Here is a 22,301-nt window from a genome sequence, read left to right as displayed (position 1 = left end):
TTGTCAGTGCGACTGGCTAATCTGCTGATCAGTCAGTCGCCGACGCGCAGGGCGCGCATGGGACGGGAGGTCGGCATGGCGGTGCTCGCCTGGTTGATGATTCCGCTGATCGCCGCGATAGGCGCGGGCCTGTGGGGCGGCTGGGCCAACCGGACCCGCAAGATCCGCGGCGACGGCCCCGAGCTGGACGGCTACGCCCGTTTCCGCGCCGCCATGGAGAAGCCCCCCTCCCGCACCTGACGGGGGTGCCCTGACGGTGTGCTGACAGACACGTCCCGTACTGTCGACCCCATGCCACGCCGCACCGCGACGATGCTCGCCTCCACCTTGATGCTGATCGCGCTCCTGTGCGCGGGAGTGCTCATCCCCGTGCCGTACGCGGAGATGTCCCCGGGGCCCACGGTGAACACACTCGCCGAGCACGGTGGTGAGCCGGTGCTGCAGATCTCCGGGCACAAGACGTACGCCACGTCCGGGCACCTCAACATGACGACCGTCCGCGTCACCAGCGCCGACTACCGGATGAACATCGTCGAGGCCGTCTACGGCTGGCTCTCGCACGACAACAAGATCGTGCCGCACGACACGCTCTACCCCGACGGGAAGACCGAGGAGCAGTCCACCCAGGAGAACGCCGAGGAGTTCAGCCAGTCCCAGGAGAGCGCCAAGGTCGCCGCCCTGAAGGAGCTGGGCATCCCGGTGAAGTCATGGGTGATCGTCTCCACCGTCGTCAAGGACTCACCGGCGCAGGGCCGGCTGCACGCCGGCGACGTGATCAAGACGGTGGACGGCACGGCCGTGAAGCAGCCCGCCGACGTCGCCAAGCTGGTCACCAAGCACAAGCCCGGCCAGCCCGTCGTGTTCACGATCATCCCGGCGAAGGAGCAGGCCGCCGCCGAGAAGGAGAACCGGACGCCGACCGCGACGCGCGAGGTGCGGATCACCACCGCCGCCTCCGACGACTCCGGCGCCAAGCGCGCCATCGTCGGCATCTCCGCCGGGACCGACCACACCTTCCCGTTCAGCATCGACATCAAGCTCGCCGACGTCGGCGGCCCGAGCGCCGGCCTGATGTTCTCGCTCGGCATCTACGACAAGCTCACCCCGGGCAACCTCACCGGTGGCAAGTTCGTCGCCGGCACCGGCACCATCGACGACGACGGCACCGTCGGCCCGATCGGCGGCGTCGAGATGAAGACCGTCGGCGCGCGCAGCAAGGGGGCCAAGTACTTCCTGACCCCCGCGGACAACTGCGCGGCCGCCGCCGAGGACACCCCGGGCGGGCTGACCCTGGTCAAGGTGAAGACGATCGGCGACGCCCTGGACGCCCTCAAGGACATCCGCTCCGGGGACACCGCGGCCCTGCCGAAGTGCACGACGAGCTGAACACACGGTCCGTGACACGGCTGGGGCGCCCTCCGGGAACCGGGGGCGCCCCAGCGCCGTTGTACGGGGTGCGGGAAGGGCTCAGTCCTCGAAGGTCGCCGTGAGCGCCTCCGCGAGGCCCGGCACCAGGTCCGGGCCCGTGAGGACCTCGGTCGGGGTGTCCTTCTCGCGCAGCCGCAGGGCCGCGTCGCGGGCACCGTCACGCAGGACGGCGACCGTCATACGGACCTCCTGGCGCTCGGGGTGGTTCGCCACCCACTTCGCCAGCCCTGCCTCGTCGAGACCGTCCGGAACCTGGGACTCGGCGGACGGCGGCAGCATCAGCCGCTCCACCGTGAGCGCGCAGCCGACGACCGCGTCGGGCCAGGCGATGGTGCCGAGGAACTCGTCGAGCGGCTTGTCCGCGGGGATCTCGTCCTGCTCGATCGGGGTGAGACCCGAGGTCTCGGACTCGCCCTCCAGGCCGAGCTGGGCCGCGAGCGAGGGTTCCTGGGTCCGCAGCCGGGCGGTGTCTACGAGGGCGAAGAGGCGAGCGGGCTGGTCCCAGCCGAGGCCGGAGACGTACTCGTCGATCTCGAGTACGGCCCGGGTGAGGGGGTTCGCTGCCATGGGAGTGTTGGACATGGTCACAATCCTGCCTCGTTCATGGGCGGAATCGGGAACCGAGTAAACGGTGAGTAAGTTGCATAGGTGTGGGCCCCGATCACGGGGCTCACCGTACGGTCCACGGAATCCGGGGCCTGACGCAACGACAGCGAACCAACAGCGAACTTCGAGGTGGCACCTTGGCTTTCCAGATGCCGGACCGCGGCGGAGGCCCGACGGGGCCACGGATCAGAACGGGACGACCGTCCCGGCGCGTCCGGACCCTGCTCATGACACTGGGCGTCCTCGCCGTCCTCGGCATGGCGTTCACCATGTTCGCGGGCTTCTGGACGGACTGGCTGTGGTACCGGTCGGTGCACTACTCGTCGGTGTTCACCACCACGTTGTGGACCAAGATCGGCCTCTTCTTCGTCTTCGGCCTGCTCATGGCGGCCGCGGTCGGCTTCAACATCTGGCTCGCCCACCGGATGCGGCCGCCGCTGAGCGCCATGTCCATGGAGCAGCAGAGCCTCGACCGCTACCGCATGGGCATCGCGCCGTACAAGAAGTGGATGCTGTTCGGCATCACCGCCCTGGTGGGGCTGATCGCCGGCGCGTCCGCGTCGAGCCAGTGGCGGACCTGGCTGATGTGGGTCAACGGCGTGCCCTTCCACGAGAAGGACCCCCAGTTCCATCTGGACGTCTCCTTCTACGCCTTCGACCTGCCCTGGTACCGCTTCCTGCTCGGGTTCGGCTTCGCCGCCGCGATCCTGTCGGTGATCGCCGCCGCCCTGACGCACTACCTGTACGGCGGGCTGCGCGTCACCAGCCCCGGCGCGCGCGCCACGGCCGCGGCCACCGGGCATCTGTCGGTGCTGATCGGCGTCTTCGTCGCCCTGAAGGCGGTCGCCTACTGGCTCGACCGGTACGGGCTGGCGGTGAAGTCCAGCGACTTCAAGGCCACCGGCAACTGGACGGGCCTGCGCTACGTCGACGCGAACGCCTATCTGCCCGCGAAGACCATCCTGTTCTGCATCGCGGTCATCTGCGCCCTGCTGTTCTTCGCCACCCTGTGGCGGCGCACCTGGCAGCTGCCCGTCATCGGCTTCGGCCTGATGGTGCTCTCCGCCATCCTCATCGGCGGCCTGTACCCGGCGATCGTCCAGAAGTTCCAGGTCCAGCCCAACGAGCAGGCCAAGGAAGCGCCGTACGTCGAGAAGAACATCAAGGCCACGCGCGAGGCGTACGGCATCGCGGACGCCAAGGTCTCGGAGTACGAGGGCAAGAGCGCGGCGGCGGACAAGACGCAGCTGCGTGACGACGTCGACAGGGCGGCGAGCATCCGGATCATGGATCCGAACATCGTCTCGCCGACGTTCCAGCAGCTCCAGCAGATGAAGAACTACTACTCGTTCCCGACCAACCTGGACGTCGACCGCTACACCAAGGACGGCAAGGTCCAGGACACGGTCATCGGTCTGCGCGAGCTGAACCTCGACGGCATCCCCAAGAAGAACTGGATCAACGACCACTTCCGCTACACCCACGGGTACGGCGTGGTCGCGGCGAAGGGCACCGAGTCCGACGCCAAGAACGGCACGCCCGTCTTCACCGAGTCCGACCTGCCGTCGTCGGGCGACCTGGGGACGTACCAGCAGCAGGTCTACTACGGCGAGAAGACCACCGAGTACTCGATCGTCGGCGGTCCCCAGAAGGAGATCGACTACTCCGACGACAACGGTGAGAAGACCACCAGCTACCAGGGCAAGAGCGGCGTCAACCTGGCCAGCCCGATCAACCGGGCCGCGTACGCGGTGGCGTTCAACGAGCCGCAGATCCTCTACTCCGGCGCGATCGGCGAGGGTTCGCGGATCCTCTACAACCGCACGCCCAAGGAGCGCGTCGAGGCGGTCGCCCCGTGGCTGACCATCGACGGCGACGCCTATCCGGCGGTCGTGGACGGCCGTATCCAGTGGATCGTCGACGCCTACACGACGTCGAACGGCTACCCGTACTCGTCGCGCACGACGCTCGGCGACACGACGGCGGACTCGCTGACCGCGGCGAACAACTCACGCGCGGTGGTGGCCCAGCAGAACCAGGTCAACTACATCCGCAACTCGGTGAAGGCGACCGTCGACGCGTACACCGGCCAGGTCAAGCTCTACCAGTGGGACACCAAGGACCCGGTCCTCAAGACCTGGATGAAGGCGTTCCCGGGCACGGTCGAGCCGAAGAGCGACATCTCGTCCGCGCTGATGTCCCACCTCCGGTACCCGCAGGACCTCTACAAGGTCCAGCGTGAACTGCTCACCCGCTACCACGTCACGGACGCGCAGACGTTCCTCACCGGCAGCGAGGTGTGGCAGGTGCCCGACGACCCGACCAACAAGTCGGGCAACGCGGTGCCGCCGTACTACCTCAGCATGAAGATGCCCGACCAGAAGGCGCAGGCGTTCTCGCTGACGACGACGTTCACGCCCAACGGCCGTGACAACCTGAGCGCGTTCATGGCCGTCGACTCCGAGGCCGGCACCAGCGACTACGGGCAGATCAGAATCCTGAAGCTGCCGACGAGCAGAACCGTCGACGGTCCCAAACAGGTGCAGAGCCAGTTCAACTCCAACTCGCAGCAGAACATCGCCGAGTTCGTCCGGCTCATCAGAGGCGGCGACTCCGAGATCGAGTACGGCAATCTGCTGACCGTTCCCCTCGACGGGGGCCTGCTCTACGCGGAGCCGGTCTACGTCCGCGGCGGCGGCCTCAAGTACCCCCTGCTGCGTAAGGTGCTCGTGACGTACGGCGGCACCACGGCGTTCGAGAACACGCTGGACGAGGCGCTCGACAAGGTCTTCGGGACAGCCGCCGACACCGGTACGCCACCGGGGGACACCGGGACGGACAACCCGCCCCCGACCAGCAGCAATCCGACCGTTCAGCAGGCGCTGAAGGACGCGCAGAAGGCGTTCGACGCCGGTCAGGAGGCGCTGAAGAAGCCCGACTGGGAGGCGTACGCCAAGGCGCAGAGCGACCTGGAGGCCGCGCTCAAGCGGGCCGAGGACGCCCAGGCCGCGGCCGACAAGTCCGCCGGCGGCAAGAACGGCGACAAGGCGGGCACCCCGAGCGCGGGCAAGAGCCCCGGTCAGGGCGGCAGCCCCAGCCCCGGCAACAGCCCGAGCCCGAGCGGGAGTCCGGGCGGGGACGGCGGATGATCCGCCGTCGTTGATCAACACCACCCCGCGCCGTGATACGGTTGGCACACAACGGCGCGGGGTGGAGCAGCTCGGTAGCTCGCTGGGCTCATAACCCAGAGGTCGCAGGTTCAAATCCTGTCCCCGCTACTGATCGCGAAGGCCCGGATCCTCCAGGGATCCGGGCCTTCGTGGTGTGCGGGCGACGGACGGGCGACGAACGCATGTACCGGCCGTGTGGGTCGCCGCGCCGCCGTGGGGAGTTGGTGCTCCCGTGTTTGACTTGTCGTTCTGTGGGCATGTCGACAAAACGCTGAAGTGACCTCCCGGGCTGCGGTATACCGGGTGTACCGAGGTTGCGGGTGGTGCGACGATGGACGTTATGGGGGACAAGGCAAGTCTGTTGGAGACAGGGCGTTTTGCGCAGCCTTCCGGCAATGCGCTCTCTTTCGGTTTTGCGCAGACTTCGGACCAGGACGAAACGGGCGATGCCGCCGAGGAGGCACGCCAGAGACTCGCCGCCGAGGCGGGCGACACCGAGGCGATGAGCGTCGTCGGGGCCATGCTGCTGCGCCGCGGCGACCTCGACGGAGCCGAACCCCATCTGCGTGCCGCCACCGCCGCCGGTGACCGCGCCGCCGCCAACAACCTCGGTGTCCTGCTGCACCAGCGGGGCTATCCCGAGGAGGCCGCCGGCTGGTGGCGGATCGCCGCCGTCGCCGGTTCCGCGCCCGCCGCGCACGCCCTGGGCCGCCACCACCGGGAGCGCGGGGACGAACCGGCCGCCGAGTACTGGCTGCGCCAGTCCGCAGAACAAGGGCATGCGCTGGGCGCGTACGCCCTTGCCGACCTGCTGGAGCACCGCGGGGACTCCGCCGCCGAGCAGTGGATGCGGGCCGCCGCCGAGCGGGGGCACCGGGAGGCGGCGTACCGGCTCGCGCGGGCGCTCGACCGGGGTGCCGGGACCGAGGCGTACGAGGGGGCGGCGCCCGTGGAGGCCGAGCAGTGGTACCGGCAGGCCGCCGCGCGCGGGCACCGGCGGGCCGCGCTGCACCTCGGGGCGATCCTGGAGCGGCGGGGCGAGCTGAAGGAGGCCGGGCGCTGGTATCTGACCTCAGCCAAGGACGGTGAGGCGCGGGCCGCCTGTGCGCTCGGGTTCCTGCTGCGCGACGCCGGGGACACCGAGAGCGCGGCCGTGTGGTGGCTCAGGGCCGCCCAGGACGGGGACGGCAACGCCGCGAACGCGCTGGGCGCGCTGCACGCCGAGCGCGGCGAGCCGCAGACCGCCGAGCGGTGGTACCGGGCCGCGCTGACCGCCGGGGACGACAACGGGGCGTACAACCTGGGGCTGCTCTGTGCCGAGCAGGGGCGGATCGCACAGGCCGAGCAGTGGTACCGGCGGGCGGCGTACGCCGGGCACCGGGAGGCGGCCAACGCGCTGGCGATCCTGCTGCTCCAGGTCGGCGACACGTCCGGGGCGGAGCCGTGGTTCTCCAAGGCGGCGGAGGCGGGGAGCGTGGACGCCGCGTTCAACCTCGGCATCCTCTACGCCGGGCGGGGCGAGCACGCGGTGGCGCTGCGCTGCTACGAGCGGGCGGCGGCGGCCGGGCACACCGAGGCGGCGCTGCAGGTCGGGATCGCGCGGTTGCGGGAGCGGGACGAGCTGGCGGCGGAGCGGCACCTGCGGCGCGCGGCGGGGGCCGGGAACGCGGAGGCGGCGTACCGGCTGGCCACCGTGCTCGACTCCCGGCGGCCCCCGGTCTCCGAGCACGAGCTCGGGGAGTCGCTGCACACGAAGACGGAGTGCGAGGAGTGGTACGAGCGGGCGGCTACGCAGGGGCACCGGCGGGCGCAGGTGCGGGTGGGGATGCTCGCGGCGGCGCGGGGCGACGTCGTGGAGGCGGCGCGGTGGTACCGGGCGGCGGCGGAGGCCGGGTCGCGGAACGGGGCGTTCAATCTGGGGCTGCTGCTGGCGCGGGAGGGGAGCGAGCCGGAGGCGGCGGTGTGGTGGACGCGGGCCGCTGACGCGGGGCACGGGCGGGCGGCGTTGCGGCTCGCCCTCGTGTACGCGCGTCGTGGGGAGCTCGTCGAGGGGCAGCGGTGGGCCGAGCGGGCGGTGACGCTCGGACCGGCGGAGGTCTCCGGGCGGGCGGAGAGGCTGCGGGACGCGCTGCGGGAGGAACTGTCGGCGTGACGCTCCGCTTGGGGCGACGATCTTTCCCACCCACCCACCCGTCTCGGTAGGGAGAGAAGTGACCGACAGGGGTGGGTGGGGGCGTGCGTCTCGGGCGCGGTGACCGCCTCCGGCTCCGTCGTGAGCTGGGGTTTCTTATTGATTTGCCTCTTGTCGCGTCGCTGACGTAATGTTGCGTTCATCGACGCGGGGTGGAGCAGCTCGGTAGCTCGCTGGGCTCATAACCCAGAGGTCGCAGGTTCAAATCCTGTCCCCGCTACTGAAGGCCGAGGGCCGGAATCCAGAGATGGGTTCCGGCCCTCGGTGTTTGTGTCCCCGGGTGTTCGTGCGGTGGGTGCGCGAAAAAAGCCCCCCGCGCCCGGAAGGTGAGGCGCGGGGGGCTTCGGTGCGTTCGTCTACGCGGCGGCGCAGTCCGGGCACAGGCCGCGGTAGGTGACCTCGACGTCCGAGACCGTGAAGCCGAAGCGTTCGGTGTCGGGGAGGTCGGCGAGCGGGTTCCCCGTCGGGTGGACGTCCCGGATCGAGCCGCAGCGGGCGCAGACCAGGTGGTGGTGCGGACGGTGCGCGTTCGGGTCGTACCGCTTCGCGCGCTTGTCCGTGGCCACCTCCAGGACCTCGCCCAGGGTGACCAGCTCGCCCAGCGTGTTGTAGACGGTGGCCCGGGAGATCTCGGGCAGCTTGGCGACGGCCCGCGCATGGACCTCGTCGGCCGTGAGGTGCACATGCTCGCCGTCGAGGACCTCGGCCACGACGCGCCGCTGCGCGGTCATCCGCCATCCACGTCCGCGCAGTCGCTCCAGAAGGTCACTCATACGTCCAAGACTACCAGCTCACGCGGCCTTACTCCGAACAGGTGTGACTTTGGAGTCCAGCTTGACTTGGATTAAGTCCAATGTAGGATCAGCTATGGCTCTGGCCAAGTAACAGATTTGGTCTGAAGTGACCTCAGGAGGCGCACGTGACGCAGGGACCGCTCACCACGGAGGCCGGTGCTCCGGTCGCCGACAACCAGAACAGCGAGACCGCGGGCGTCGGCGGCCCTGTGCTCGTGCAGGACCAGCTCCTCCTGGAGAAGCTGGCCCACTTCAACCGGGAGCGCATCCCGGAGCGCGTGGTGCACGCCCGCGGCGCCGGGGCCTACGGCACCTTCACGGTGACCGCGGACGTCACCCCGTACACCCGCGCCGCGTTCCTCTCCGAGGTCGGCAAGCGGACCGAGACGTTCCTGCGCTTCTCGACGGTGGCCGGCAACCTGGGCTCCGCGGACGCCGTGCGCGACCCCCGCGGCTGGGCGCTGAAGTTCTACACCGAGGAGGGCAACTACGACCTCGTCGGCAACAACACCCCGGTGTTCTTCGTCAAGGACGCCATCAAGTTCCCGGACTTCATCCACACGCAGAAGCGCGACCCGTACACGGGCAGCCAGGAGGCGGACAACGTCTGGGACTTCTGGGGCCTGTCGCCCGAGTCCACGCACCAGGTGACCTGGCTGTTCGGCGATCGCGGCATCCCGGCGTCGTACCGCCACATGAACGGCTACGGCTCGCACACCTACCAGTGGAACAACGAGGCCGGCGAGGTCTTCTGGGTCAAGTACCACTTCAAGACCGACCAGGGGATCAAGAACCTCACCCAGGCCGAGGCCAACGGGCTCGCCGGCGAGGACCCCGACTCCCACCAGCGCGACCTGCGCGAGGCCATCGAGCGCGGTGACTTCCCGACCTGGACCGTGCAGGTGCAGATCATGCCGGCGGCGGACGCGGCGGCCTACCGCTTCAACCCGTTCGACCTCACCAAGGTGTGGCCGCACGCGGACTACCCGCCGATCGAGATCGGCAAGCTGGAGCTGAACCGCAACCCGGGGAACGTCTTCGCCGAGGTCGAGCAGAGCATCTTCAGCCCCGCGCACTTCGTGCCGGGCATCGGGCCCTCCCCGGACAAGATGCTCCAGGGCCGCCTGTTCGCGTACGGCGACGCGCACCGCTACCGCGTCGGCATCAACGCCGACCAGCTGCCGGTGAACCGTCCGCACGCCACCGAGGCGCGCACCCACTCCCGTGACGGCTTCCTCTACGACGGGCGCCAGGGCGGGGCGAAGAACTACGAGCCGAACAGCTTCGGCGGCCCGTTCCAGACGGACCGGCCGCTGTGGCGGCCGACCGCGGACTTCACGGCCGGCACCGGCAACCACGAGGCGCCGGCGCACGCCGAGGACAACGACTTCGTGCAGGCCGGTGACCTCTACCGGCTGATGTCCGAGGACGAGAAGGGCCGGCTGATCGACAACCTGTCCGGCTTCATCGCCAAGGTCTCGCGCGACGACATCGCCGAGCGGGCGATCGACAACTTCCGCACGGCGGACGCCGACTTCGGCAAGCGGCTGGAGGCCGCGGTCCAGGCCCTGCGCGGCTGACACTCCAGCACTGGACCGCTTGTCGTGGCGGGTGGGCCGGGTCCCCTCGGGGGCCCGGCCCACCGGTGTGCCCTCGCCGGTACCCGCTGGTGTGCCCCGGGCCGGCGCGTTCCGGTGTGCTCAGGCCGGGACGTGCTGGCGGGCCGGGGCCCAGCAGCGGATGATGTCGCGGACCGAGACGATCCCGGCGGGTTCGCCGCGGTCCAGCACGATCAGGTGCCGGAAGCCGCCGTGCGCCATCGCGCCGGCCGCCTCCTCCAGGGTCCAGGTCGGGGCCGCGAACACGACGTCGTTGGTGGTGTGGGCGTGGGCGTGTTCCGTGTCCGGGTTCTGACCCAGGCCCACGGAGTTGAGGACGTCGCGTTCGGTGAGGATGCCGATGCCGCCGGCGTCGGGATCGAGGACGATCGCCGCGCCGACGCGGCGGGCCGACATCAGGGCGGCCGCCTGGCGGAGGGTGTGAGCGGGGCCGATGGTGAGGACCACCGTGGTCATGGCGTCGCGGACGAGCATGGTCGGGTGCCACCTCCTACGCATTCCTGAGCTAGTGCAGGAATTCACAAGTTCACAAGTGAGGGTCCTATCAGAGTGGCAGGCAAAGCCAGGGTCAACAAGAGGGCGCGCGCCGCTCCGCGGCGGCGCGCACGGGCCTCCCGCGGAGCTCAGTAGCGCTGGTTGAGGTACCCCAGCAACTCGTCGTGCAGCGCGCCGTTGGACGCGGCGGCGTTGCCGCTGTGCGGGCCGGGACGGCCGTCGAGGCCGGTGAACGTGCCGCCCGCCTCCGTGACGATGATCGCGTTGGCGGCCATGTCCCACAGGGACAGCTCCGGCTCCGCGCACATGTCGACCGAGCCCTCGGCGACCATCATGTACGGCCAGAAGTCGCCGTACGCGCGCGTGCGCCACACCTGGCGGGTCAGATCCAGGAAGCCGTCGAGGCGGCCCTGCTCCTCCCAGCCGGACAGCGAGGAGTAGGCGAAGGACGCGTCCGCCAGCCGCTCGACGCCCGAGACGTGGATGCGGCCCGCGGACGTCAGGCTGCGGCCCGTGAACGCCCCGTGCCCCTGTGCGGCCCACCAGCGGCGGCCCAGGGCGGGGGCGGAGACGAGGCCGACGACCGGCCGGTAGCCGCCCTCGGCCGCCTCCATCAGGGAGATCAGGGTGGCCCATACGGGCACGCCACGCACATAGTTCTTCGTGCCGTCGATCGGGTCGATCACCCAGCGGCGGGGGCCCGTGCCCTCGATGCCGTACTCCTCACCGAGGATCGCGTCCCGCGGGCGGGCCCGCTGGAGGTGGCCGCGGATGAGTTCCTCGGCCGCCTTGTCCGCCTCGGTCACGGGGGTCATGTCCGGCTTGGTCTCGACCTTGAGGTCGAGGGCCTTGAACCGCTCCATGGTGGCGGCGTCGGCCGCGTCCGCGAGTACGTGGGCGAGACGGAGGTCATCAAGGTAGTCGGCCATGCGGAAACGCTATCGGGCGCGACGGCCACGGGGCCACAAGGGCGCCCCGCGCGCCTCCGGCGGAGGCGGCCGCCGACCGTCCGGGAGCGCGGCCGAAAGGTGACCCCCAGGGGGTGCAAGGGGCCTTGACAGTCGGTCGGGGGGCGTCAAATCTGGGCGCAGAGCTGCTCGCCCCAGGGAGGCGATGATGCCTGGTGCCCGGGAATCCCTCTTGGACGCCGCGTACACGGCGCTCGCTCGCCGGCCGTGGTCCGCCGTGCGGATGGTGGACGTGGCCGCGGCGGCCGGAGTGTCCCGGCAGACGCTCTACAACGAGTTCGGCAGCAAGGACGGGCTCGCGCGGGCCCTGGTCAGACGCGAGGCCGACGGCTTCCTCGCGGGCGTCGAACGCGCCCTCACCGGCTACAGCGACCCGCGCGACCGGCTCACCGCCGCCGCCGAGTGGACCGCCGCCGCGGCCCGGGACAGCGCGCTGGTCCGCGCCATGCTCACCGGATTCTGGAACGATCGCCTGCCCGCGCCGCCCCTGTCGGCGGTCCCGTCCTCCTCCGCCGTGCCGGCGCAGCGCCGGGCGGACGGGCCGCTGCCGTCACCCGGCGACTTCGTCCAGATCGTGCGGGACCGGGCCGTCGCCGTCCTCTCGGCCCCCGGCACCGTCGTCCGCGGCGACACCTCCGACCTGACCCGCTCCTGCGAAGTCGTCGTGCGCCTCGCCCTGTCCTGCGTGGCCGCGCCCCCGGCCGACGGCGGCGTCGCGGACCTGGTGCGCGGCGCCCTGTACCGCCAACCGGTCTGAGCGCACGCGGAGTTCCGGCCGGACGAGGAGAGCCGGTCCGAAGCGAACCGGACCGAGGACAACCGGCCCGGGGCGCGCGGGAGTCAGTGCGCGGAGCCCGACAGTTGGAGGCCGATCACGCCGATGATGACCAGGCTGATCGACACGATCTTCAGGGTCGAGACCAGGTCGCCGAGGAAGATCATGCCGTAGATCGCGGTGCCCGCCGCGCCGATGCCGGTCCACACCGCGTAGGCGGGGCCGACGTCCAGCTTCTTCAGCGCCAGGGTGAGCAGACCGAAGCTGCCGAGGGCGAAGCAGCTGAACGCGACCGTCGGCCAGATCCTGGTGAAGCCGTGCGAGAGCTTGAGGCACACCGCGAATCCGGTCTCGAGGAGCCCCGCCACGATGACCAGCAGCCACGCCATGTGCTGTCCTCCCGTATGTCCGGCTCGGTGCGATTATGCACTTGCCACTGCCGCACCGGTGCAAACAACGCGGAGGTCAGTCGCCTTCCCGGCGCTCCCGAGTGGCCAGCAGCCGGCGCAGCGAGTACAGCCGCGCCGGGTCCGCGTGGCCCTCGGCGACCCACGTGTCGAGCGCGCAGTCCGGCTCGTCGTGGCTGCACGCGCGCGGGCAGTCGGCCGTGCCGGGCTCCAGGTCGGGGAAGGCGTGGATCACACGGGACGGATCGATGTGCGCGAGCCCGAAGGACCGTACGCCCGGGGTGTCGACCACCCAGCCGCCGTCGTCGCTCAGCGGCAGCGCCAGCGCGGACGTCGTCGTGTGGCGCCCGCGTCCCGTCACCGCGTTCACATGGCCCGTCGTACGGCGCCGGTCCCGCGGCACGAGCGCGTTGACCAGCGTGGTCTTGCCGACGCCCGAGTGGCCCACGAACGCGGTGACCTTGCCGTCCAGGTGCGCGCGCACCCGGTCGGCCGCGTCGCCGTTCTCCAGCTCCTCGCGGCTGGTGACGACGAACGGGATGTCGAGGTCGCCGTACAGCTCCAACAGCTTGTCCGGCGACGCCAGGTCCGACTTGGTCATGACGAGGAGCGGGGTGAGACCGCCGTCGTAGGCCGCGACCAGACAGCGGTCGATCAGCCGGGGGCGGGGCTCGGGGTCGGCGAGGGCGGTGACGATGGCGAGCTGGTCGGCGTTGGCGACGACGACCCGCTCGTACGGGTCGTCGTCGTCGGCGGTGCGCCGCAGCACCGACGTCCGCTCCTCGATGCGGACGATGCGCGCGAGTGTGTCCTTCTTGCCGGACAGGTCGCCGACGAGCGCGACCCGGTCGCCGACCACCGCCGCCTTGCGACCCAGCTCACGGGCCTTCATCGCCATGAGCGTGACGTCGTCGACGAGGCAGGTCAGCCGGCCCCGGTCGACGGTGAGGACCAGGCCCTCGGCCGCGTCCTCGTGCTTGGGCCGGATGTGGGTGCGCGGCCGGTTGCCCTTGCGGTTGGGGCGGCTGCGGATGTCGTCCTCGTCGGTGTGCTTGCCGTAGCGGCGCATCGGTGGACCCCTACGCCCCGAGCATCCCGGTCCACATGTCGGGGAAGTCGGGCAGGGTCTTCGCGGTCGTCGCCACGTTCTCGATCTGCACGTCCTCCACCACGAGGCCGAGGATCGCCCCGGCCGTCGCCATGCGGTGGTCGTCGTAGGTGTGGAAGACCCCGCCGTGCAGCCGGCGCGGACGGATGTGCAGACCGTCGGCGGTCTCCGTCACGTCGCCGCCCAGCCCGTTGATCTCCTTGGTGAGCGCGGCGAGCCGGTCCGTCTCGTGCAGCCGCAGGTGCGCGACCCCGCGCAGCGTCGAGGGGGAGTCGGCGAGGGCGGCCACCGCGGCGATGCCGGGGGTCAGCTCGCCGACGTCGCCGAGGTCGACGTCGATGCCGTGGACCGCACCCGAACCGGTGAACTCCAGTCCGTACTCGGTCAGCTCGCAGGAACCGCCCATTTCGGTGAAGATCTCCCGCAGCCGGTCACCGGGCTGGGTGGTGCGCGCGGGCCAGTCGGGGATGGTCACCTTGCCGCCCGTGACCAGGGCCGCCGCCAGGAAGGGCTGCGCGTTGGACAGGTCCGGCTCGATGGTCAGGTCACGGCCGAGCAGCGCGCCCGGCGTGACCCGCCAGACGTTCGGCTCGCCGCCCGACTCCGGGGTGTCCACCTGGGCACCGACCGCGCGCAGCATGTCGACGGTCATCCGGATGTGCGGCATCGACGGCAGTGTGGCACCGGTGTGCCGGACCTCGACGCCCTGGTTGAAACGGGGGGCGGACAGCAGCAGGGCGCTCACGAACTGCGACGACGAGGACGCGTCGATCGACACCGGACCGCCGTCCAGGGCGCCGCCGCCGTGCACGGTCAGCGGCAGCGCGCCGCGGCCGTCGTCGTCGATGCGGGCACCGAGCGCGCGCAGGGCGTCGATCACGCCGTGCAGGGGACGCTCGTACGACCGGGGGTCGCCGTCGAAGCGGACGGGGCCGTCGGCCAGCGCGGCGACCGGGGGCACGAAGCGCATCACGGTGCCGGCGTTGCCCACGTCGATGGTGGCCGGGCCGGACAGACCGGTGGGCAGGACGCGCCATGCCTCGCCGGCGCCGTCGGGGCCCGCGCCGGAGGAGCTCGACGACACGGTCTCCTCGATGGCGACGCCCATCGCGCGCAGGGCGCCGGCCATCAGCAGGGTGTCGCGGGAGCGCAGCGGGCGGCGCAGCCAGCCGGGCTCGGAGGCGAGGGCGGAGAGGACGAGGGCACGGTTGGTGACCGACTTGGACCCGGGCACGTGGACCGTCGCGTCGACGGCTCCGCTCGCGTGCGGGGCGGGCCAGAGGGCGGTGTGGGCGGGGTTCGGGACCATGGGGCCACTTTATTCCAGGAGCCAGCGCCCGCCGCCTATGAGGGAGCACAGCGACACCGCGTGGAACAGGAACAGCCACAGGCCCGCCGGGACGTGCGTCAGCCGGGACAGCTGGTCCGCGTCCGAGTCGCCCGCGCCGCCGCGGGAGCGCTTGGCCTGGAGTTCGAAGGCCGGGCGGACGCCGCCGAGGAGCAGGAACCACACCACCGCGTACGCGAACGCCGCCTGCACCTGGGGGCCGGCCAGCCAGGACACCAGGAGGAACGCGCCGCCCGTGAGGATCACCGTCAGTGCGCCGTAGGCGTTGCGGATCATCACGAGCATCGCGAGCAGCAGCAGGGTGGCCACCCACAGCAGCAGCGTGATGTGGCCGGTGGCCAGCAGCGCGGCGCCGCCGAGGCCGAGCAGCGGGGGTGCGGTGTAGCCGGCGGCGGCCGTCAGGATCATGCCGAGGCCGTGCGGCTTGCCCCGGCTGACGGTGAGGCCACTGGTGTCGGAGTGCAGGCGTATGCCGGTCAGCTGCCGGCCGGAGAGCAGGGCGACCAGCCCGTGACCGCCCTCGTGGGCGATGGTGACGGCGTTGCGCGACACCCGCCACGGTCCGTGCGGGACGACCACGACGAGCGCCGCCGCCAGCGTGGCGAGGACCACCCAGAGGTCGGGATCGGGCTGGGCGCCCCAGAGCCGGTCCCAGAGGTCGGGCAGCGCGGTGTCGGCGGTGCTCTGCATCTTCGGTGGTCGCTCCCCTGGTCGTTCGGAGTCTGGCAGTGTGGCACGTATGTGCGGACGGTATGCGGCGAGTCGTCGGCCCGAGGACCTCTCGGGGATCTTCGGGGTCGAGAAGTGGGAACCCGAGGAGACCTTGGAGCCCGATTACAACGTGGCCCCGACCAAGGAGGTCTACGCCGTTCTCGACCGTCCGGTGAAAGACGCCGAGGACCCGCGACCGGTTCGGCAGCTGCGCAGGCTGCGCTGGGGGCTCGTCCCGTCCTGGTCCAAGTCGCCCGAGGGCGCCGCCCGGATGATCAACGCGCGCGCGGAGACCGTGCACGAGAAGCCCTCCTACCGCCGTGCCTTCGCCGCCCGGCGCTGCATCCTGCCCGCCGACGGCTACTACGAGTGGGTCACCGGCACGCAGGAGCGGGACCTGGAGGTCGAGGGCAGGAAGAAGCGGCCCCGCAAGCAGCCGTACTTCGTGCTGCCCGCCGACGGCTCGGTGTTCGCGATGGCGGGCCTGTACGAGTTCTGGCGGGACCGCACGCTGCCCGACGACCATCCGCAGGGGTGGTGGGTCACCTGCTCGGTGATCACCACCGAGGCGGAGACCGACCCGCTGGCCGTCTCCCCGGCCGACGGCCCCCACGCGCTCGCCGACATCCACCCCCGGATGCCCCTGATGCTCACCCCGGACCGCTGGGACGCCTGGCTGGACCCCGCGCGCACCGACGTCGAGGACCTGCGGTCGCTGCTGGCACCCCCGCCGCCCGGCCTGATGCGCGCGTACGCCGTCTCCACCGCCGTCAGCAACGTCCGCAACAACGGCGTGGAGCTGCTGAAGGAGCTGGAAGGGCCGGAAGAGGGCACACTCTTCTGACGTGACCACAGAGTTCGGCGTGACCGCGGAGACCGTCGGTACGGAGGCGGGCGACGCCCGTGTGACCTGGCACCCGGCGCGGCGGCCCCGGTTCGTGCTGGCGGTGGGTCACGGCGCCGGGGGCGGCATCGAGGCGCGCGACCTGCGGGCACTGGCCGCGGTACTGCCGGGGCACGGGGTGAGCGTGGCGCTGGTGGAGCAGCCCTGGCGGGTGGCGGGCCGCAAGGTGGCGCCCGCGCCGAAGACCCTCGACACCGGCTGGCGCGGGATCTGGCCGGCGCTCGCGAAGCCGGGCCTGCCGGTGATCTCCGGCGGCCGCAGCGCCGGCGCGCGTGTGGCCTGCCGCACGGCGACCGAGCTGGGCGCGCGGGCCGTGCTCGCCCTGAGCTTCCCGCTGCACCCGCCGGGCAGGCCGGAGAGGTCCCGCGCGGACGAACTGCTCGGCGCCGGGGTGCCCACGCTCGTCGTCCAGGGCGGCAACGACCCGTTCGGGAGGCCCGCGGAGTTCCCCGAGGGGGCGTACGAACTGGTCGAGGTGCCCGGCGCCGATCACGGTCTCGCCGTGCCGAAGCGGGCCGCCGTCGGTCAGGAGGAGGCGCTGGAGATCGTCACCGGCGGTGTGGTGCGGTGGGTCGCGTCACTCGGGTGACGGACGGGAATGCGGACGGCGGCGGCGCTGTTGAGCGTGTCAGAAGTGCCGGGGATCCGGCGCCGACGTCGTGGGAAGGAAGTCCGCCGCATGGGTTCGACCACATGCCAGAGGCGCGGCAGCAGTGCTGACCTGGACTGGACGGTGCTGCACGCGGCCAAGACCGCTCCCGTTCGAGGGGCGGCGGGCACGGGTCGTGTTCTATCCTCCGATTCGAGTGGGACCGGTTTCGGTCCTGCCCGGGATCTTGAGGAGGTGGGTCCGGTCACTGGGACCGACGCAGGGACCGACAACGGCCAGGCGGAGCTGCCCGAGGGCCAGGGCGCCGGCGCGGAGTCCAGCACGGAGCGCAGCGCGCGCTTCGAGCGGGACGCGCTCGAGTTCCTCGACCAGATGTACTCGGCCGCGCTGCGCATGACGCGCAACCCGGCCGACGCCGAGGACCTGGTGCAGGAGACGTATGCCAAGGCGTACGCGTCCTTCCACCAGTTCCGTGAGGGCACCAACCTCAAGGCGTGGCTGTACCGCATCCTCACCAACACCTTCATCAACTCGTACCGCAAGAAGCAGCGCGAGCCCCAGCGCAGTGCGGCCGAGGAGATCGAGGACTGGCAGCTCGCGCGTGCCGAGTCGCACATGTCGACCGGTCTGCGCTCCGCCGAGTCGCAGGCGCTCGACCACCTGCCCGACTCGGACGTGAAGGAAGCCCTCCAGGCGATCCCCGAGGAATTCCGCATCGCCGTCTACCTCGCCGATGTAGAGGGCTTTGCCTACAAGGAGATCGCGGACATCATGGGGACACCCATCGGTACGGTGATGTCCCGGCTGCACCGGGGCCGCCGTCAACTGCGCGGCATGCTCGAGGACTACGCCCGTGAGCGCGGGCTGGTCCCCGCCGGCGCCGGAGAGTCGAACGAAGCGAAAGGCTCGGGCTCATGAGCTGCGGAGAGCCGCACGAGACGGACTGCAGTGAGGTACTCGATCATTTGTACGAGTTCCTCGACAGCGAGATGCCGGACGTCGACCGCGACAAGTTCCGGACCCACTTCGAGGAGTGCTCCCCCTGCCTGGAGAAGTACGGCCTGGAGCAGGCGGTGAAGAAGCTCGTCAAGCGCTGCTGCGGCCACGACGACGTGCCGACCGACCTGCGCTCCAAGGTCATGGGGCGGATCGACCTGATCCGCTCGGGCCAGACCGTCCCCGAGCACGACGTGACCGCGGCCCCGGCCACTCCGCAGGAGTCCTGACCCGCCGCGGTCCCCGGTGACCTTCACCCGAACGTGCTAATCCCCGGGTCATGGCCCCTCGCACCCCCCGGCCACCGCCCTAGGCTCCGGAGCCTGGACGGGGACGGTTCGGGGGAGGGTCGTGATGGAGTCGGTTCCGGCGCGGGCACGCGTGTACGTCGCCGGTGTCGCCCTCCTCGCCCTGACCTCGCTGCTGTCCCTGCCCGGCCTCCGCACCCCCTGGTGGGAGGTCGCGTCGCTCGCCGCGCTCTACGCGGCCTGCGAGCACGTCGTCCGGCGGCGCCTCGGCGGCACCTTCCACCCGGTCCTGCTGGCCGGCGCCTTCCTGTTGTCACCGCCCGCCGCGGCCCTCGTACCGCTGCCGGGCGCCCTCCTCGCGGGCGGCGCGCGGACGCGGCCGGTGCGCCGGATCTGGCGGGCCGCGCAGCTGTCGCTCGCGGTGGGGGCCGCGGCGCGTGCGCACGGGGCGCTCGGCGGCCGACATACCGTCACCGCCTGTGACTTCCCCTACGCGCTTGTGCCCGCCGGGGCCGGCGTGCTCGCGTTCTGCCTGGTCCTGACCGCCCTCGACGGCGGCATCCGCGCGCTCGCCGAACGGGTTCCGGTGCGCCGGGCCTGGCGCGGACTGCTGCCCCGCTCCCTCGCCCCGATCGGCGCGCACGGACTCGCCGGACTGATGATGGCCGTGCTGTGGCGCAGCCCGTACGGCCCCGTCGCCGCGCTGCTCGTCCTGCTGCCCATGTGCGTGTCCTGGTGGGTGTTCGCGCAGTACCACCGGGAACGGGCCGCCCACCAGGCCACCATCCGCGCGCTCGTGCAGGCCGTCGACATCAAGGACGGCTACACCCGCGGCCACAGCGAACGCGTCGGCCGGGCCTCCGTGCTCATCGCCCGCGAACTCGGCATGGACGACGACCGCGTCGAGGTGCTCAGGTTCGCCGGCATCCTGCACGACGTCGGCAAGCTCGGCGTGCCCACCCGGCTGCTGCGCAAGGACGGCCCCCTCACGCCTGAGGAACGGCGCGTGATCGAACTCCACCCCGAGTACGGGCACGAGATGGTGCGCGGCATCTCCTTCCTCGGCGAGGCGCGGGCGGCGATCCTCCACCACCACGAACGGCTGGACGGCAGCGGCTACCCCTACGGCCTCGCCGGCGGCCGGATCCCCGAATGCGCCCGGGTCGTGGCCGTCGCCGACGCCTTCGACGCGATGACCTCCACCCGCTGCTACAGCAGGGCCCGCCCCGTTTCCACCGCGCTCGCGGAACTGGAACGCTGCGCCGGCGCCCAGTTCGACCCCCGGATGGTCACCGCCCTCGTCCGCGCCCTGCGCCGCGACGGCTGGCACCCGGAGGTCACCGCCGACGAGTCCCCCGTCCCGCCCGCCGGGCCGGAGCCGGTGAGCAGCCACCCCGGGGCACCCGGGTGACCGCCCCCGTCCACGGCCGCCCCCTCGTGCTCCGGGCCGTCCACGGCTGCGCCCTCGTGCTGGCGGCCGGCTCCGTCGCCCTCACCCTCTGGGACGGTGTCGAGCGGGGCGGGGTCGCGCTCGCCTTCGGGGCGCTCGTCGCCTTCGGCGAACTGAGCCTGCCCGGAGGCGCCGACCGCTCCACCGCGGCGGCGGGTGTCGGTGCCGGATCGGCAGGCGGGGTGGGTGGTGGGGCCAGTGCTGGGGTCGGCGGCGGGGTCGGGGGAGGAGCCGGCGGCGACCCGTCGGGCGGCCCGGCCCCGACCTACGGCCCCGACCGGGAGGGCGCGCCCCTCGGCACCGCCGCCGCCCTGTCGTACGCGCTGCTGGGCGACGCCGGCGGGGCCGCGCAGGTCGTCACCGTCGTCCTCGTCGCCTCCCTGCTCGGCAACGTCCCGCACCTCTGGCGCGGCCGGGCCGCCGTGCCCGATCGCCTCGCCCGCCGTGTCCTCACCGTGGGCTTCGCCGCCGTCTGCTTCCAACCCCTGTACGCCCGGGGCCTGTTCGACGCCTGGGGCGGCACCGTCCACGCCCTGCTGCTGCTCGTGCTCCTCGTCCTGACCGCCCTGTGCGACGCCGTGCTCGCCGCCGTGCTCGCGCACGCCCGCACCCGCTGGCCGTTCGGACCGCTGCTGCGCGACGAACTGCGCGCCCTGCTCGGGATCGGGTCCGCGGTCGGCGCGACCGGCGCGGTCACCGCGCTCGCCGTCGGGGTCGTCGGCCTGTGGGCGCTGCCCGTCTTCTGCCTCCCGCTGTTGCTCACCCAGCTCTCGCTGCGCCGGTACGCCGCCGTGCGCGCCACCTACCGGCAGACCATCGCCTCCCTCGCCCGCGCCACCGAGGTGGCCGGCTGCACCCCCGCCGGGCACGCCCGCAGGGTCGCCGCCCTCTGCCAGGCCGTCGGCCGCGACCTCGGTCTGTCCGGGGCCGAGCTGACCGTGCTGGAGTACGCGGCGCTCATGCACGACATCGGCCAGCTGAGCCTCGTCGACCCCGTCCCGGCCGGCGCCACCGCCGTCCTGCCCGAGGCGGAGCAGCGGCGCATCGCGCTGCTCGGCGGTGCCGTCGTCCGGCAGACCGGCGTGGACCGCGCGGTCGCCGTGGTCGTGGAGAGCCAGGCCGACCCGTACCCGGAGCAGCCGGTGGCCGCGCGCATCGTCCGGGCGGTGAACGCGTACGAGGAGAAGGCCAGGGACGCCGGACCCGGCGGGTCGCTCAAGGCCCTGGAGGAGCTGCGCCTCGGCGCCGCCGGGGACTACGCGCCCGAGGTCGTGGAGTCGCTGGCCCGGGTGCTCTGGCTGCGGGGGAGCGAGGCATGAGACCGTCGGACGGGGCGGACCGCGGCCGGGTCTGCAATAGCCGGGCCCTGGTTGGGTAACCCATGGGTAATGAGCGGCTCTCCCGGCGTACGTGGTTGGATGCGAGGGAGAGGGTGTCCGGGGGCACAGGCCAGCCCACTGAGCGGAAATGGAACTGGCAGGCGGGAATCGTGAGGATCTTCGGCAAGGGACGGCACCGGCCCTCCGCCTCCTGGCGGCAGGCCACCGACCGGGCGTTCACGCTCATCGGCGACGGCCGGTACGAGGACGCGGGCGAACTGCTGACCCGCGCCGCCGACCTGGAACCCTGGCTGTCGGAGTCCTGGTTCAACCTGGCGCTGCTGCACAAGTTCCGGCACGACTGGGAGCAGGCCCGCGCGGCCGGACTGCGTGCCGTCGCCCTGCTCGACCGTGAGGCCGGGGCGCCCGACTGGTGGAACGTCGGCATCGCCGCCACCGCGCTCCAGGACTGGCCGCTGGCCCGCCGTGCCTGGCAGGCGTACGGGCTGCGGGTGCCGGGAGGCGCCACCGCTGCCGGGGAGCCGACCGGGATGGAGCTGGGCAGCGCGGCCGTGCGGATGTCCCCGGAGGGCGAGGCCGAGGTCGTCTGGGGCCGTCGGCTCGATCCCGCGCGCATCGAGGTGCTGTCCATCCCGCTTCCCTCGTCGGGGCGGCGCTGGGGCGAGGTCGTGCTGCACGACGGGGTGCCGCACGGCGAGCGCACCACCGCGGCCGGGCACGCCTATCCCGTCTTCGACGAGATCGAGCTGTGGGCGCCCTCGCCCGTCCCCACCTGGGTGGTGCTCCTGGAGGCGGCGACCGAGGCCGACCGGGACGCGCTGGAGCAGCTCGCCGCGGACGCCGGTTTCGCCGCGGAGGACTGGTCGTCGTCCGTGCGGCTGCTGTGCCGGATGTGCTCCGAGTCACGGATGCCGACCGACGAGGGCGGCGGGGTGCACCTCGATCCCCACGACCACAGCGAGCCGGGGCATCCGGGGCCGCTCGGGCACCGGACGGACGGGCAGCTGTGGGTGCCCGAGCGGGAGTGCGGGGTGGCCGCGCCTGCCTCCCTGGTCCGCGGGTTGCTGGACGGATGGGTCGCGGACAGCCCGGACTCCCGGGACTGGCGGGACCTGGAAGAGGTCTGCTAGGCG

The 22,301-nt window shown here is 71.9% G+C and carries 21 protein-coding genes and 2 tRNA genes; 15 read left to right on the top strand and 8 right to left on the bottom strand.

What is annotated here, in order from left to right:
* Window positions 1–57: 57 nt before the first annotated feature.
* The gene (locus AB0F77_RS00190; RefSeq protein WP_361939678.1) at window positions 58–240 is read left to right on the top strand and encodes a hypothetical protein; all 183 of its coding nucleotides are present in this window, start codon (window positions 58–60) and stop codon (window positions 238–240) included.
* Between the two features lie 51 nt (window positions 241–291).
* On the top strand, window positions 292–1,386 hold the full coding sequence (locus tag AB0F77_RS00185) for a PDZ domain-containing protein (protein ID WP_361938784.1): 1,095 nt from the start codon (window positions 292–294) through the stop codon (window positions 1,384–1,386).
* Window positions 1,387–1,467: 81 nt separating this feature from the next.
* Here the strand turns inward: AB0F77_RS00185 and AB0F77_RS00180 are convergent, their stop codons facing one another.
* A complete protein-coding gene (locus AB0F77_RS00180) occupies window positions 1,468–2,010 on the bottom strand; it encodes a PPA1309 family protein (protein ID WP_361938781.1) in 543 nt (180 codons plus the stop codon).
* Window positions 2,011–2,183: 173 nt separating this feature from the next.
* On the opposite strand from AB0F77_RS00180, the gene AB0F77_RS00175 reads away from it, so the two are divergent.
* From AB0F77_RS00175 to AB0F77_RS00160, 4 genes are all read left to right on the top strand, one after another.
* Window positions 2,184–5,183, top strand: coding sequence for a UPF0182 family protein (locus AB0F77_RS00175; RefSeq protein WP_361939631.1), 3,000 nt, complete (start codon window positions 2,184–2,186; stop codon window positions 5,181–5,183).
* Between the two features lie 55 nt (window positions 5,184–5,238).
* Window positions 5,239–5,312 (top strand) — tRNA-Met (locus tag AB0F77_RS00170).
* A 223-nt stretch (window positions 5,313–5,535) separates the two neighbouring features.
* Window positions 5,536–7,356, top strand: coding sequence for a tetratricopeptide repeat protein (locus tag AB0F77_RS00165; protein WP_361938777.1), 1,821 nt, complete (start codon window positions 5,536–5,538; stop codon window positions 7,354–7,356).
* Window positions 7,357–7,541: 185 nt separating this feature from the next.
* Window positions 7,542–7,615: transfer RNA gene (locus tag AB0F77_RS00160), tRNA-Met, on the top strand.
* A gap of 136 nt (window positions 7,616–7,751) precedes the next feature.
* Here the strand turns inward: AB0F77_RS00160 and AB0F77_RS00155 are convergent.
* Window positions 7,752–8,168, bottom strand: a complete 417-nt coding sequence (locus AB0F77_RS00155; protein ID WP_361938774.1) for a Fur family transcriptional regulator — start codon at window positions 8,166–8,168, stop codon at window positions 7,752–7,754.
* 146 nt (window positions 8,169–8,314) lie between these two features.
* Between AB0F77_RS00155 and AB0F77_RS00150 the strand changes: the two genes are divergently transcribed.
* On the top strand, window positions 8,315–9,769 hold the full coding sequence (locus AB0F77_RS00150) for a catalase (protein ID WP_361938771.1): 1,455 nt from the start codon (window positions 8,315–8,317) through the stop codon (window positions 9,767–9,769).
* 120 nt (window positions 9,770–9,889) lie between these two features.
* Here AB0F77_RS00150 and AB0F77_RS00145 read toward each other — a convergent pair whose 3' ends face one another.
* Both AB0F77_RS00145 and hisN read right to left on the bottom strand, forming a co-directional pair.
* Complete coding sequence (locus AB0F77_RS00145; protein ID WP_361938768.1) at window positions 9,890–10,282, bottom strand: CBS domain-containing protein; 393 nt, start codon at window positions 10,280–10,282, stop codon at window positions 9,890–9,892.
* Window positions 10,283–10,431: 149 nt separating this feature from the next.
* A complete protein-coding gene (gene hisN, locus AB0F77_RS00140; protein ID WP_361938765.1) occupies window positions 10,432–11,232 on the bottom strand; it encodes a histidinol-phosphatase in 801 nt (266 codons plus the stop codon).
* A gap of 184 nt (window positions 11,233–11,416) precedes the next feature.
* On the opposite strand from hisN, the gene AB0F77_RS00135 reads away from it, so the two are divergent.
* Window positions 11,417–12,028 carry a TetR/AcrR family transcriptional regulator gene (locus AB0F77_RS00135; protein WP_361938762.1) on the top strand — a complete coding sequence of 204 codons (612 nt, stop codon included), beginning with the start codon at window positions 11,417–11,419 and terminating at the stop codon, window positions 12,026–12,028.
* Window positions 12,029–12,111: 83 nt separating this feature from the next.
* On the opposite strand, the gene AB0F77_RS00130 is transcribed toward AB0F77_RS00135, so the two are convergent.
* The 4 genes from AB0F77_RS00130 to AB0F77_RS00115 all read right to left on the bottom strand — a co-directional run bounded on the left by AB0F77_RS00130 (window position 12,112) and on the right by AB0F77_RS00115 (window position 15,599).
* Window positions 12,112–12,435 carry a multidrug efflux SMR transporter gene (locus AB0F77_RS00130; RefSeq protein ID WP_361938759.1) on the bottom strand — a complete coding sequence of 108 codons (324 nt, stop codon included), beginning with the start codon at window positions 12,433–12,435 and terminating at the stop codon, window positions 12,112–12,114.
* Window positions 12,436–12,511: 76 nt separating this feature from the next.
* Window positions 12,512–13,522, bottom strand: coding sequence for a ribosome small subunit-dependent GTPase A (rsgA, locus tag AB0F77_RS00125; RefSeq protein ID WP_361938756.1), 1,011 nt, complete (start codon window positions 13,520–13,522; stop codon window positions 12,512–12,514).
* A gap of 10 nt (window positions 13,523–13,532) precedes the next feature.
* Window positions 13,533–14,870: a 3-phosphoshikimate 1-carboxyvinyltransferase gene (aroA, locus tag AB0F77_RS00120; protein ID WP_361938752.1), complete on the bottom strand. Its 1,338-nt coding sequence runs from the start codon at window positions 14,868–14,870 to the stop codon at window positions 13,533–13,535.
* Between the two features lie 9 nt (window positions 14,871–14,879).
* The gene (locus tag AB0F77_RS00115) at window positions 14,880–15,599 is read right to left on the bottom strand and encodes a M50 family metallopeptidase (RefSeq protein ID WP_361938749.1); all 720 of its coding nucleotides are present in this window, start codon (window positions 15,597–15,599) and stop codon (window positions 14,880–14,882) included.
* Between the two features lie 49 nt (window positions 15,600–15,648).
* Between AB0F77_RS00115 and AB0F77_RS00110 the strand changes: the two genes are divergently transcribed.
* From AB0F77_RS00110 to AB0F77_RS00080, 7 genes are all read left to right on the top strand, one after another.
* Window positions 15,649–16,464, top strand: coding sequence for an SOS response-associated peptidase (locus AB0F77_RS00110; RefSeq protein ID WP_361938746.1), 816 nt, complete (start codon window positions 15,649–15,651; stop codon window positions 16,462–16,464).
* Window position 16,465: 1 nt separating this feature from the next.
* Window positions 16,466–17,113 carry an alpha/beta family hydrolase gene (locus AB0F77_RS00105; protein WP_361938743.1) on the top strand — a complete coding sequence of 216 codons (648 nt, stop codon included), beginning with the start codon at window positions 16,466–16,468 and terminating at the stop codon, window positions 17,111–17,113.
* Between the two features lie 255 nt (window positions 17,114–17,368).
* The gene (gene sigR, locus AB0F77_RS00100; protein WP_361938740.1) at window positions 17,369–18,052 is read left to right on the top strand and encodes an RNA polymerase sigma factor SigR; all 684 of its coding nucleotides are present in this window, start codon (window positions 17,369–17,371) and stop codon (window positions 18,050–18,052) included.
* Window positions 18,049–18,360 (top strand): mycothiol system anti-sigma-R factor, encoded by a 312-nt coding sequence (gene rsrA, locus AB0F77_RS00095; RefSeq protein ID WP_361938737.1) that lies wholly within the window; start codon window positions 18,049–18,051, stop codon window positions 18,358–18,360. The genes sigR and rsrA overlap by 4 nt, the downstream gene beginning before the upstream one ends.
* Window positions 18,361–18,484: 124 nt before the next feature.
* Window positions 18,485–19,789 (top strand): HD-GYP domain-containing protein, encoded by a 1,305-nt coding sequence (locus AB0F77_RS00090; protein WP_361938734.1) that lies wholly within the window; start codon window positions 18,485–18,487, stop codon window positions 19,787–19,789.
* The gene (locus AB0F77_RS00085) at window positions 19,786–21,147 is read left to right on the top strand and encodes an HD domain-containing protein (RefSeq protein ID WP_361938731.1); all 1,362 of its coding nucleotides are present in this window, start codon (window positions 19,786–19,788) and stop codon (window positions 21,145–21,147) included. Before AB0F77_RS00090 ends, AB0F77_RS00085 begins: the two co-directional genes overlap by 4 nt.
* A gap of 170 nt (window positions 21,148–21,317) precedes the next feature.
* A complete protein-coding gene (locus tag AB0F77_RS00080) occupies window positions 21,318–22,298 on the top strand; it encodes a hypothetical protein (RefSeq protein ID WP_361938728.1) in 981 nt (326 codons plus the stop codon).
* The last annotated feature ends 3 nt before the right edge of the window (window positions 22,299–22,301 follow it).

This window comes from Streptomyces sp. NPDC026672 (assembly GCF_040638185.1).
In the GTDB taxonomy this organism is placed as follows: domain Bacteria; phylum Actinomycetota; class Actinomycetes; order Streptomycetales; family Streptomycetaceae; genus Streptomyces.
This window is presented reverse-complemented; position numbering and strand designations above follow the sequence as displayed.